This is a genomic window from Prochlorococcus sp., from assembly GCF_965655815.1.
Classification (GTDB): domain Bacteria; phylum Cyanobacteriota; class Cyanobacteriia; order PCC-6307; family Cyanobiaceae; genus Prochlorococcus_A; species Prochlorococcus_A pastoris.
This window is the reverse complement of sequence record NZ_CBFHHZ010000012.1, coordinates 1-11,854: the sequence shown is the minus strand read 5'-3', so window position 1 is coordinate 11,854 and position 11,854 is coordinate 1. Positions and strand designations below refer to the sequence as shown.

The 11,854-nt window shown below is 31.8% G+C and carries 17 protein-coding genes; 9 read left to right on the top strand and 8 right to left on the bottom strand.

All coding sequences use genetic code 11. The features are described 5' to 3' along the window. On the bottom strand, nt 1-376 hold a 376-nt coding region (locus ACTF45_RS09065; protein WP_438949839.1), incomplete at its 3' end, for a hypothetical protein. Between the two features lie 39 nt (nt 377-415). Here ACTF45_RS09065 and era point away from each other — a divergent pair. Genes era through larB form a run of 4 tightly spaced genes read left to right on the top strand, consistent with a single transcriptional unit; the run spans nt 416 to nt 3,647 of the window. Continuing rightward, nucleotides 416-1,327, top strand: a complete 912-nt coding sequence (gene era / locus ACTF45_RS09060; RefSeq protein WP_348660330.1) for a GTPase Era — start codon at nt 416-418, stop codon at nt 1,325-1,327. Beyond that, nucleotides 1,328-2,551 carry a tRNA (guanosine(37)-N1)-methyltransferase TrmD gene (trmD, locus tag ACTF45_RS09055; protein WP_438949838.1) on the top strand — a complete coding sequence of 408 codons (1,224 nt, stop codon included), beginning with the start codon at nt 1,328-1,330 and terminating at the stop codon, nt 2,549-2,551. After that, complete coding sequence (locus ACTF45_RS09050; protein WP_438949837.1) at nt 2,548-2,994, top strand: TIGR03792 family protein; 447 nt, start codon at nt 2,548-2,550, stop codon at nt 2,992-2,994. The genes trmD and ACTF45_RS09050 overlap by 4 nt, the downstream gene beginning before the upstream one ends. Next, complete coding sequence (gene larB / locus ACTF45_RS09045) at nt 2,991-3,647, top strand: nickel pincer cofactor biosynthesis protein LarB (protein WP_438949836.1); 657 nt, start codon at nt 2,991-2,993, stop codon at nt 3,645-3,647. Before ACTF45_RS09050 ends, larB begins: the two co-directional genes overlap by 4 nt. Nucleotides 3,648-3,650: 3 nt before the next feature. On the opposite strand, the gene ACTF45_RS09040 is transcribed toward larB, so the two are convergent. From ACTF45_RS09040 to ACTF45_RS09020, 5 genes are all read right to left on the bottom strand, one after another. Beyond that, on the bottom strand, nt 3,651-3,785 hold the full coding sequence (locus ACTF45_RS09040; protein ID WP_438949835.1) for a hypothetical protein: 135 nt from the start codon (nt 3,783-3,785) through the stop codon (nt 3,651-3,653). 66 nt (nt 3,786-3,851) lie between these two features. Then, nucleotides 3,852-4,019: a hypothetical protein gene (locus ACTF45_RS09035; protein ID WP_348659950.1), complete on the bottom strand. Its 168-nt coding sequence runs from the start codon at nt 4,017-4,019 to the stop codon at nt 3,852-3,854. Nucleotides 4,020-4,131: 112 nt separating this feature from the next. Further along, on the bottom strand, nt 4,132-4,341 hold the full coding sequence (gene thiS / locus ACTF45_RS09030) for a sulfur carrier protein ThiS (RefSeq protein ID WP_288348101.1): 210 nt from the start codon (nt 4,339-4,341) through the stop codon (nt 4,132-4,134). After that, nucleotides 4,331-5,386: a thiamine phosphate synthase gene (locus ACTF45_RS09025; protein WP_438949834.1), complete on the bottom strand. Its 1,056-nt coding sequence runs from the start codon at nt 5,384-5,386 to the stop codon at nt 4,331-4,333. The genes thiS and ACTF45_RS09025 overlap by 11 nt, the downstream gene beginning before the upstream one ends. An 8-nt stretch (nt 5,387-5,394) precedes the next feature. Next, entirely contained in the window at nt 5,395-6,318 is a 924-nt protein-coding gene (locus tag ACTF45_RS09020; protein WP_438949833.1) for a bifunctional riboflavin kinase/FAD synthetase, read from the bottom strand. A gap of 67 nt (nt 6,319-6,385) precedes the next feature. Here ACTF45_RS09020 and ACTF45_RS09015 point away from each other — a divergent pair, with 67 nt between their 5' ends. After that, a complete protein-coding gene (locus ACTF45_RS09015; RefSeq protein WP_438949832.1) occupies nt 6,386-6,919 on the top strand; it encodes a DUF3611 family protein in 534 nt (177 codons plus the stop codon). On the opposite strand, the gene surE is transcribed toward ACTF45_RS09015, so the two are convergent. After that, the gene (gene surE / locus ACTF45_RS09010; protein ID WP_438949831.1) at nt 6,899-7,708 is read right to left on the bottom strand and encodes a 5'/3'-nucleotidase SurE; all 810 of its coding nucleotides are present in this window, start codon (nt 7,706-7,708) and stop codon (nt 6,899-6,901) included. The two genes, ACTF45_RS09015 and surE, sit on opposite strands and share 21 nt — an antisense overlap. A 67-nt stretch (nt 7,709-7,775) precedes the next feature. Here surE and pheS point away from each other — a divergent pair, with 67 nt between their 5' ends. After that, nucleotides 7,776-8,783, top strand: coding sequence for a phenylalanine--tRNA ligase subunit alpha (gene pheS, locus ACTF45_RS09005; protein WP_011132904.1), 1,008 nt, complete (start codon nt 7,776-7,778; stop codon nt 8,781-8,783). A 71-nt stretch (nt 8,784-8,854) separates the two neighbouring features. After that, the gene (locus ACTF45_RS09000) at nt 8,855-9,763 is read left to right on the top strand and encodes an NAD(+) kinase (protein WP_011132903.1); all 909 of its coding nucleotides are present in this window, start codon (nt 8,855-8,857) and stop codon (nt 9,761-9,763) included. 7 nt (nt 9,764-9,770) lie between these two features. On the opposite strand, the gene cbiT is transcribed toward ACTF45_RS09000, so the two are convergent. Continuing rightward, nucleotides 9,771-11,051 carry a precorrin-6Y C5,15-methyltransferase (decarboxylating) subunit CbiT gene (cbiT, locus tag ACTF45_RS08995; protein WP_438949830.1) on the bottom strand — a complete coding sequence of 427 codons (1,281 nt, stop codon included), beginning with the start codon at nt 11,049-11,051 and terminating at the stop codon, nt 9,771-9,773. An 83-nt stretch (nt 11,052-11,134) separates the two neighbouring features. On the opposite strand from cbiT, the gene ACTF45_RS08990 reads away from it, so the two are divergent. Together ACTF45_RS08990 and ACTF45_RS08985 are read left to right on the top strand one after the other, a co-directional pair. Continuing rightward, a complete protein-coding gene (locus ACTF45_RS08990) occupies nt 11,135-11,386 on the top strand; it encodes a hypothetical protein (RefSeq protein WP_288348088.1) in 252 nt (83 codons plus the stop codon). Next, the coding region (locus ACTF45_RS08985) for a DUF3122 domain-containing protein (protein WP_438949829.1) at nt 11,361-11,854 on the top strand (494 nt) is incomplete at its 3' end. The genes ACTF45_RS08990 and ACTF45_RS08985, both read left to right, overlap by 26 nt.

Sequence of the window (11,854 nt, the reverse complement as noted above, 5' to 3'; positions counted from 1 at the left end):
AAATACTTTTACATCTCTCTGATATATTTTCCGAATTAGATTTATATTCAAGATTATTGTCACTTTCATGAACAATTATTTGGGCAGAGCTCATAATTAGATTTTTAATTACTATTTCAACTACATCATCTCCAGCCTCTTGAAGTTTGAAAACAAATGAGAACGGAAGCTTATCTAATAAATAACAATTTTGATCTGACAATGCATACGCAAAAAAACCTCTCAAACCATTTTTTGTTTTAATTAGCTCTGCGACTCTATCTGCCAAAACTTCCTCACTTAAAAGATCTTCTCCCCATTCATTACACCATTGAGCAGATATATTTATTGCCTGAGTAAAAGAAGTTTCTTTTAAGTTTATAGCTTTTTTTATCATTTTTGATCAGAATTTTATTATGGATATTTTAAAAGACTTTTGACTAATTATAAATCTGGTTTCGTAACTTTACTAGGAAGGCCAAATGTAGGGAAATCTACTTTAATAAATAAGTTAATTGGAGAGAAAATAACAATTACTTCTCCTGTTGCTCAGACTACTAGAAATAAATTAAAAGGAATACTTACTACAAAATTTGGGCAAATAATTTTTGTAGATACGCCTGGAGTTCATAAACCTCATCATCTTCTAGGCGAAATACTTGTGAAAAATGCTAAATCAGCAATAAATGGAGTAGATATGGTTGTTTTAGTTCTCGATTCAAGTGTTGAACCTGGGAGAGGTGATGAATACATAAAAGATTTTTTAGTTGCAAATAAAACTGAATTTATTGTTGTATTGAATAAATGGGATTTAGTGAATAAGGAATTCAAGAGTCTAAGATTAGATCAATATAGAAAAGTTTTTGGAACTAGTAAAAATTTTCAAATTGTAAGTGCATCTGAAGGAGATGGGTGCTCTGAATTGATTGATATAATTTTAAATTTCCTCCCAATAGGACCAATGCTTTACGAGGAAGATACAATATGCGATCAACCCCTAGATAATTTATTAGCGGATTTAGTAAGAGAGCAAGTATTAATCAATACAAGGGAAGAAGTCCCCCATAGTGTTGCAGTAAACATAGAAAAAATTAAGGAAATTAAAAGAGATAAGGGTAAAAACTTTACGGCTATTTTGGCTACAATTATTGTTGAGAGAACAAGTCAAAAGGGAATTCTTATTGGTAAAAAAGGTTCGATGTTAAAGACTATCGGTCAGACTGCAAGATCAAATATGAAGAAGTTAATAAATGGTCCAGTTCACTTGGAGTTGTTTGTAAAAGTTGTTCCAAATTGGAGAAAAAAAGAATCAAAATTAATGGAGCTAGGTTATGAGGTGGATTATTAAATGACTCGTTTCAATTTTGACGTAATTACTTTGTTTCCCAAAGCTTTTGAATCAATAAATAATTTAGGTGTCATAACAAGAGCTTTAGATAAAAATCTGATTAATGTCAACTTGCATGATTTAAGAGAATACGGAGAAGGTAATTATAGGCAAGTAGATGATAAGCCTTATGGGGGAGGTTCAGGGATGGTTTTAAAACCAGAACCGATCTACAAGGCTCATGATTCAATAGATAAATTACCGAATAGTAAAACTCTATTAATGACTCCACAAGGTAAAGTCTTGAAGCAGCAGGATCTTTTAAGATGGTCTTCTTTGGATCAATTGATAATTATCTGTGGGCAATATGAAGGTTTTGATGAAAGAGTTAGATGCTTGGCTGATGAAGAGGTTTCTATAGGTGATTATGTACTTTCAGGTGGGGAAATTCCTTCTATATCTATAATAAATGGCTTAACAAGATTATTACCAGGAACCCTAGGAGATCCAGGATCGTTAATAGATGAGAGTCATAATTCTTCTTTATTAGAATATCCTCATTACACTAGACCTTTAATTTTTAGAGAAATGAGGGTACCAGATATTCTGGTTAGTGGTAATCATGAAGAGATTAAATTATGGCGTAAGCAAAAAATGTTAGAAAGGACCTTGGATAGAAGAAATGATTTGATTTCGAATGAAGACTATAAAAAAGTACCAAAAAGTAAGAGAATAAACAGAGACTCAAATGAAATAATGAAATTCCGAATAGGTAATGGATATGATATTCATAGATTAGTGGAGGGGCGGGACTTAATAATTGGAGGAGTTAAGATGCAGCATCCTGATAATTTAGGACTTGATGGTCATAGTGATGCTGACGTTCTTAGTCATTCAATAATGGATGCATTATTAGGAGCTCTATCTCTTGGAGATATTGGAAAATATTTCCCACCATCTGATCAGAAATGGAAAAATGCTGATAGTTTATTTTTATTATCTAAAGTTATTGAATTAATTAGAAAGGAAGGTTGGGAAGTGAATAATATTGATAGTGTTATCGTGGCTGAAAGACCAAAAATTGAACCCCATGTGCAACTAATGAAGAATAATATTTCCAATACCTTACAAATTAATGGTAGTTTCATAGGAATAAAGGCTACCACAAATGAGAAATTGGGACCTGAGGGTAGAGAGGAAGGAATAAGTTGTCACTCTGTAGTTTTGCTTGAGAAAAAAGAATGAAAATAAAATTTAATGTTCAAGAGAAAATAAAAAACCTTTCTTTTTTATTTATTTTTCTTTTCATTTTTCTTTTTCAAATCAATTCTCCAATCCTTAATGCTCTTCCCATGGATACTTATCAAAGTGGACCTGTCACAGAAGAATTAAGACTTAAGATTCCTTCTGAGTTTAAAAAAGTATGGCTTCAGGCTGAAAAAGAAGTTTGGGAGCCTTGGTTATCTATTCAAGATGGTTTTTTGGGTAGACAAATATTTTGGGATAAAGAAAAAGAAGAAGCTTTAATATTGGTAAATTGGGAAAATAAAAAACTATGGAAAAGTATATCAATGAACGAAGTAAATGAGGTGCAAGAAAAATTTGAAGAAAACGTTAAAACATCTTTGAATACAAATGTTAATCCTTTTGAATTAATTTATGAAGGAGAGTTAGTTAAACAAGGATGAATTTAGATATTAGGTTTGACTTCCAGAGAAGAGAAAGAATTGGACTTATTGAAGCGATTTGGGGTGCAGATAAAAGTATAGATCAATTAAAGAGAGTGTCTAAAGAAGTCTTAGAAAAAAAAGAAGTAGTTTTTATTACGCGTATTGATAAAGAAAAAGCTGCACATTTATTAGAAATCTTTAAGGAGGGGAGATTTATTGAAGAAGCAAATTGCTTCATAATTGGTGAAAATTTAAATAAATTCTCGACAAATAAAAAAGTAGCAATAATCTCAGGAGGCTCTAGTGATTTAGCAGTAACACTTGAAGCTAAATTATCTCTAGAAATTTATGGAGTTAGCTGTCAAACTTTTATAGATGTAGGAGTAGCAGGACTTCATCGTTTATTCAGTGAAATAGAGGAAATTAATAAATACGATGTTCTTATAGTTTGTGCGGGCATGGAAGGAGCTCTAGCAACTGTCATTGGAGGCTTATTACCTCAACCTATAATAGCTGTACCGGTTTCAGTAGGTTATGGAGTTAGTAAAAATGGAGAAACTGCATTAAATAGTATGTTATCAAGTTGCGCTCCTGGGATATCGGTTATGAATATAGACAATGGTTATGGAGCGGCAATGGCTGCGCTAAGAATTATAAAAAGGATTTCCTAAAGGTTAATTATTTTTTTCGATTTCTAATAAATTCTCTATCCATAAATTTAGTTGTTTAGAAAGTATTCCTTCTTCTCGCATTTTTATAGCCTTCACAACAACACTCGTATTTACCCACTCTGGATATCTTTTGGTCATTTATTTAATCTACAGTAATTATAATTTGATATAAATTTCTCTAAAAGCAAGCTCTAAGTAACAAAATTAATTTATTATGTTCGATTTGGTACCTAATCTTGATAATTCTGAAGAAGTATCATCACCTTCTACATTTTTTAATCTTTCGATTAATTCGGATAAATCTTTTTGAGCTAATTCACCATTCGGCTCCCATTTCAAAGATCTTGAATTTTGATTTAGGTTTTCTTTCATTTTCTGATTAAAGTACTAAAAATATAAAATGAAAAAATTAAAAATTGGGTTATTGTTTCATGCTTAACGTTAAAAAAATATGAAGATTTCCGAATTTCTACTATTTAGTAAATTATCCGCCTCCAACAATAGATACGATTTCTAACTTATCGCCTTCTTTAAGTATTTCACTATCCCATTTTTTTGAGTTAATAATTAAGTCATTTACTTCAACTACAACAGTATTTTGCTTATATCCTAGGAATTCTAAAGTGCTTGAAAGTAAAGCCTTTTCATTTTCTAGTTCTATTTTTTTTTCTTTACCGTTAACACTAATTTTCATGGGATAATTCTTTTATAATAATCATAGCTTCATCTTTTGGATCTTCTGAATTTAGCAGCCCAGAAACTATTGCAACCTTACTAATTCCATGATTTTTTAGAGAAGAGATATTTAATTTATTAATTCCTCCTATGGCAAAACAAGGAATATTTAGATCTTTTGTTAAGGCCTTAATTTTCTCTTCACCGAGAGGTTCTTTATTTTTCTTTGTCAAGGTTGGAAAAACTGGCCCGACTCCAATGTAATCGCATCCATCTTTTACAGCCTTATTGATATCAGTTGAATTGTTGGCTGAAACTCCAATGATTTTTGAGGCACCAAGTAATTTTCTTACTGTTTTTATATCGAGGTCGTCTTGACCAAGATGAACACCATCTGCCTTTGATGCCAATGCTATATCTACTCTGTCATTAACGATGAATAAAGAATTATATTTTTTACATAAGTTATTTATTTCAATTGCCTCTTTGAGATGGTCTTTATCATTACCTTCTTTAAATCGATGCTGAATTATTTTTACCCCTCCTAACAATATTTTTTCAATTATTTCTAATAAGTTTTCTCTTGGGTCTGTTATCGAATATAAATTGTTTTTACTAATTATTGATTGTGCTCTCTTACGAGTATTGAAATTTAATATTTCAATTTCTAAAGTGTAAATTTCATATCTAATCTCGGAAGCTATTTTAGAAAGTTTACTATTATGAATCCTTGAAAATTCTTCAATAACTCGTAGCGCTTCTTGAACTCTTGCAGAATTGGAGCTTATTATTTTAGAGGAATTATTCCTGTTGATTTGTTCAACATGAGATAATCCTTTGCATTGATCTTCAATATGGTTTCTTGATAATTTATAAATTTCTAAATGATTTTTACCTAATATTTGTCGGAAGTTTTTTATTCTTATAACAAAATCTTCATTACCCAAGCCAAATCTGGCCCAGTCCTCCAAAACCCTTAGACCTTCTCTTGCTCTATCTAAATTAGCGTCAATAATTTGAGATATTCGTAAATCTTCAGGTTGAATTATGTTTGGGTTTTTCATATAGAAATTTATTTATTATGCTTACAAAGAATTTTTAATGCATTTTCTCTGTCTTTTGTAATTTGATTAGAGAGTTGATCAATATTTTGAAACTTGATTTGAGATCTTAGCTTCTCAATAGGTTCTACTGATAAATTCAGCCCATATAGGTTGATATCTTTATTAATTAAATGAACTTCAACAGCAGATGGCAAGAGAGGATCAATAGTTGGTTGAGAACCAAGATTCATAACAGAGGCAATTTTATTGGAAGAATTATTTATAGTAGACCATGCTGCATAGACTCCTTCACCAGGTAAAAATTTTCTTCCATCTATTTCAAGATTTGCTGTAGGAAATCCTAGGCTCTTTCCAATACCTTTTCCTTCAACTACTTTTCCTTTAAAACTGTATGGCCTATTAAGTATTTTAAAAGCATTCTTTAAATCACTTTTTTGTAATAAATCTCTTACTCTGCTGCTGCTAATTCTTCCTTCCTTATCCTCTAAAATTGAAATGATTTTTAGTTTTATATCCAAATCTTTAGTGGCAAGTTTAATTGTATTAATATCTCCACTTCTTTTAAAGCCAAATCTAAAATTAGCCCCTACTGAAATACTTTTTGCTTGTAATTGATTGATCAAAATATTTTTAATAAAGTTCTCAGCACTTAATTTAGAAAGATTCTTATCAAAGGGAATTAGAACCAATTGTTCTATGCCAAGATCTTCAAGGATAGGGAGCTTTTCCTCTGGTAGATCAAGTCTAAGACGAGTTTCTTTATAGAGCACTTCTCTTGGATGTGGCCAAAAGCTTGCGATTGTGGGTGTGTAATCATTTTCTTTAACAACACTTTCTATTAATTTTCTATGACCCGCGTGCAGACCATCAAAACTACCAATAGCGATTGAGGTGGGCTGCTTAACTTCAGATGGTGATATTAAAGAGATCACAAGATAACGTGCAATTTTATGATTTTGATGGCAAATTTGAATAGATCATAGTTATTCAATCAAATGAATGCCTGACAAAATTGATTTTCAGTCGCTTTCATTTGGAATGCGGCGCATTGGCTGGATACGCTTTTGGATTCAATCCATTTTAGGTGTTGTAGTAACAGCTGTTTTGCTTTTTTCAAATGTTGTAAATAAAAGCGAAGGACAGCTGAGTTTGACTCCGGGTCTATCACTAACAACAATTTCTTTGATTTTACTACTTTTTAGTTTGTGGCAAGGTTGGTTAATAGTCAGAACTGGCAGAGCAATTGCAAGTAATGCTAGACCCTCTAGAGGGCAAACAAGCAAATTAATAAAAAGAGGCTTAATAAATGATTTGTTAGGAATTTTGTTTGGCTTAATTGGATATCAAGCACTTATGGGCGCACTTTTTATACAGGCTTCCTCTCAAACAACTGGTCAACTTATTACGGCGTCATCTGATATTCCTATTACTGGTCTTGAGATTTTATCAGTACTAAGTAATACACAAGTTATCGCCGCTCATTTCTTTGGACTTTGCTTCTCTTTATGGTTGCTAAGAAGCATTTATAAATGAAGCATTGATTTTTGGCAACACGTCTAAACTTCCTCTCCAAAACAAGTCTGGTTCTACAGGTGTAAGAGAAATTTTATTTTCTTGTATTTGTGAGACATCACTAGGCCAATTCTTGGGGCCATCACCTTTTGATTTAAGATCTAAAACAGCCTCACCTGCTAACCAATAATAATCATCGCCTCTTGGATCTTCCCTTTTAGAAAATTGGTTTTTATATTTTCGGATTGATAATCTTGTCCAGGATAATTCCTTTATTTTATTTCTTTCACAAGGAGGTATGTTCAAGTTCAAAAGAAGAGACTTTGGCCAACTATCATTTATTGCTTGTTCAGCAATATTCATTGCAATTTCACTAGCAAATTCAAAATTTTTCCATTTAAAACTCGCAACACTAATTGCCATTGATGGAACATTTTCTAAAGTACCTTCCATAGCTGCAGCTACTGTTCCAGAACAAAAAATGTCTGTTCCTAAATTTGGACCATGATTTATTCCAGAAAGAACTAAGTCAGGTTTTTTATCTAATAATTCTGATAGTGCGAGTTTAACGCAATCAGCAGGGGTCCCTGAACAACCCCAAGCTTTAATACCTTTATCAAATAATTCATCTGCTCTTTCAACTCTCAAAGGTGACTGCAAAGTGAGGCCATGACCAGTCGCCGATCTTTCTTGGTCCGGACATACTACTGTTACTTTATGCCCTTTTTTTAATGCGGATTTGGCTAGAGCTCTTATTCCCTCAGCAAAAACCCCATCGTCATTACTTATTAAAATATTTAATGATTCCATTAATCAATACATTTTATTATGGACAATATTTAAGTAAGATAAAACTATATCTATTTTTACTATATCAGTGAGTCAAATTGAATCATTAAGCCAAATTGAGGGCAAATTAAATAATCTCTCTCTCCTAGCGAATGAAAATATAAAAAATGCGAAAAGTGATTCTGAATTGGACCAATTAAGAGTCTCTTTGTTAGGAAAAAAAGGAGAATTATCAATAATATTGAAGACTATGGGCAAATTATCTTCTGTTGATAGACCAATTATTGGACAGAAGGCAAACTTGATAAAGATAAACTTGCAAGATTTAATAACTGAAAGAAAAAATCAACTTATTAGTGAAGCCATTGATAAACAGATCGAAGATGAAAAAATTGATGTTACAATTCCTTCCACAGGAACCCTCCCTGGGAATAAGCACCCCTTAATTTCAACTCAAGATGAGATCATAGATATTTTTTGCGGATTAGGATACTCAGTAGAGAATGGCCCAGAGATAGAGAGTGATTTTTATAATTTTGAGTCACTTAACATACCTAAAAATCATCCAGCTCGAGATATGCAGGATACTTTTTATTTAGATGAAAATCGTCTACTTAGAACTCATACATCACCTGTTCAGATTAGATATCTTGAAAATAATCCACCTCCAGTAAGAATTATTGCTCCAGGAAGAGTTTACAGAAGAGATGCTGTAGACGCTACTCACTCTCCTGTTTTTAATCAAGTGGAGGTTTTATGTATCGATCAAGATATAAACTTTAGTCATTTAAGAGGAACTGTGCTGACTTTTTTAAAAACTTTTTTTGGAGATATTCCTGTAAGATTTAGAGCTAGTTATTTTCCTTTTACTGAACCTTCTGCAGAAGTTGATGTTCAATGGAAAGGTAAATGGTTAGAAGTAATGGGTTGTGGAATGGTAGATCCAAAGGTTCTAGAAAAATTAGGAATTGATTCTGAGAAATGGACTGGATTTGCAGCTGGATTAGGTGTAGAGAGATTCTGTATGGTGAGACATCAGATTGATGATATAAGAAGGTTCTATACTAATGATCTCAGATTCTTAAAGCAGTTTTAATATGATTAGTATTTTAAATTAGGTTTCTTTATCAAATTAGTTTAAAATACTATTAGTTTTAAATTTATCGATTGGTACGTAAAGCTGGACTAATCGTCAATGATGGTAAAGAACTGGCTGTTCAAACTGCAATTTCCGTTCAAAAAAAATTGGAAAAATCCAATTATGAAGTTGTAAGAGTAAGTAGTTCTGGAGGTATGGTTGGCTTTGCCAATCCTGATCAACACGTGCGTCCATTAGGATATTCGAATTGTGTGCCAGAAGGGTTCGATTCCTCTATGGAGTTTGCGATTGTTCTTGGTGGAGATGGAACAGTACTTTCTGCTGCTCGACAGACAGCTCCTGCAAAAATTCCAATCCTTACAATAAACACTGGGCATTTAGGTTTTCTTGCGGAAGCATATCTTTCAAATCTAGAGGAAGCAATTGATAAACTTATTATCGGTAAATGGGATATAGAAGAAAGAAAAAGTTTAATTATTAGCGTAATGAGAAATGAGCAAAGAAGATGGGAATCTCTTTGTTTGAATGAAATGGCCCTTCATAGAGAACCTCTGACGAGTATGTGTCATTTTGAAATTTCCATAGGAAGACATGCTCCAGTCGATATATCTGCAGATGGGGTCATCCTTTCTACTCCAACTGGCTCAACAGCTTATTCTTTAAGCGCCGGGGGCCCTGTTATTACACCCGATTGCCCAGTAGTGCAATTAACTCCAATTGCTCCCCATTCATTAGCTTCAAGGGCTTTGGTTTTTAATGATTCGGAACCAGTTACTGTTTTTCCTGCTACTCCTGAAAGGTTAGTTATGGTGGTTGATGGAAATGCAGGTTGTTATGTTTGGCCTGAAGATAGGGTTCTAATTAGAAAAAGTAAACATTCGGTTAAGTTTATAAGGCTTGAGGATCATGAGTTTTTTCAGGTATTAAGAAATAAATTAGGTTGGGGTTTGCCTCATGTTGGTAAACCTAATAAGTAATCTAAAGTTAAGATAGTTTTCTTCCTCTAAGCAAAAATACAGGATTATTTGGATCCATTCTTATTCCTTCTGAAATACTTAAGCTTTTATAAGTCTGGATAAGATTTAAATTCACTTCGAAATTATTTCCTTTTAAGGTATCTCTTAGATCTTTAATGGTTTGGATATCGATTAAAGGAATAGCAACAATATCTCCACAGTTCATATGTTTAGACAATTCATTAATAATTCGAAGCTTAGTCTTTTTATCACAGCCACCAATAATTATTCTCTTAGCCTCTCTCAAAGAATTAATACTATTGGAATTAAATAAATTATTTATATCTTCTTCAAAAATATCTTTAGGGGCAACTCCTAATCTTCTTGCATTTTCTAAGATTAACTCTTTTGAGCCAATTCTTTTATCAATACAAAATAATTTTAAATTAGGCCTTAATTTTAATGCTTCTAAACCAATGGAGCCGCAACCTGCTCCAATATCCCAAATTGTGCCATTTTCTGGTAACTCTAAATCAGCCAAAATTTGAATTCTAACTTCCCTTTTTGTTAATAAATTGGGTCTGTCTTCAAAAGTTTTAAAAGTATCATCTTTAAATCCAAATAAATGATTTGCTTTTCCTTGAAGATCTTTTTCTCTTTTCAATAAAACAGCAATATTCAAGTTAGAAATATCCGATGGTAATTTTTCTTTTGGGTTAAATTTTCTAATCTTTTCATTTGCAAAACCTATTTCCTCACAAATCCAAAGGTCGTAAAGATTATTTAGATTTAACTCTAATAAATTATTTTGAATTATTTCTAAACCGTTGTTATTTGAATCTGTAATTATCGCTAAACTAGGTGGTTTTGATTTTAGGGCCTCAATCAATTTAGTTGAATCTCTTCCATGAATACTTACATATATAGCTTCTTGCCAAGATATTTTTAGTTTGCTAAATGCAAGTTGGGCACATGTATTTGATGGATAAAAACTTAATTCTTCTTTTGAAAAGTTTTCTAGAAGTATTCTTCCAATACCAAACCAAAGAGGATCACCCCTAGAAAATAAAATTACGTCGGTTTTTTGAGATTTAAGCCAATTAATTAGTTTATTGTCACTTCTGCTAGCGAAAAATAATTTTTCTTTTTTTGTATTACTTTGGTCCCATAATTTAATATCTTCAAAATATGGATCTGGAACTGCAATATTTTCTGTTTTTATAAATAATTTTTGTAATTTCAAAGGTAACTCTTTAAATTCAAAAGAATTAATTCCTATTACATGAATTTTTCTTTTTATCTGAGTCATAAATATTTAAAAGGAATAATATTATTTATTTGTATGTTTTATTAATTTATCCTAGTATTTATAAAATAATAACTATAAATTACTTGTCAGACAGGAGAAAGCGTTTACACGAAATATTGTTAACTCTAATTAACAAAGAAAGTAATTTTGAGTTAATAGAGGAGGACTCTGGTGATTTAACAACGAATTTTTCTGATAAAGATACTGCGAATTTATCCCGAGTTATAGAAAAAAATCGTAAAATCATAAAAAGATATCAAGCTCTTGTTAGAACAGCAGTTACACTAGACACCCTTATGGATTCTGAAAATGATGAAAATTTCAAGATTAAATAAAAATATTTTTTTTAAGGGATTACTACCTTTTGCCATATTAATTTCTCTGATTTTTAATCCACTTAAGGCTTTTGCAGAAATTGCTGAAACAGAAATCAATGGAGAGTTAATAAATGCTAGTAGTGAGTTTCTAAGAGATCTAGATTTTGAAACATGGCAACTAGTTGCGTATAAGTCGCCATTTTTTGAAGATAAATTGATCTTAAGGGTAATTGGATATCCTGGAAATCTTAGGATTGATCATCCAACGAATTTACAAGTAGATTCTGGAAGAAAACAGTGGTTGTTAAATGATAAAACACTATTAAATGCTGAATTAGCTAACGATGGAAGGCAAGCTGCTGCAGAATTTGATTTGAATGAACTAACAACTAATATTGATAAAAATAGACCATTAAGGTTATCTTTATCAGGTGTCTTTTCAGAGTTACCAGTTCCTCCTTTCGTCGTTAAAGAATGGAGATCATT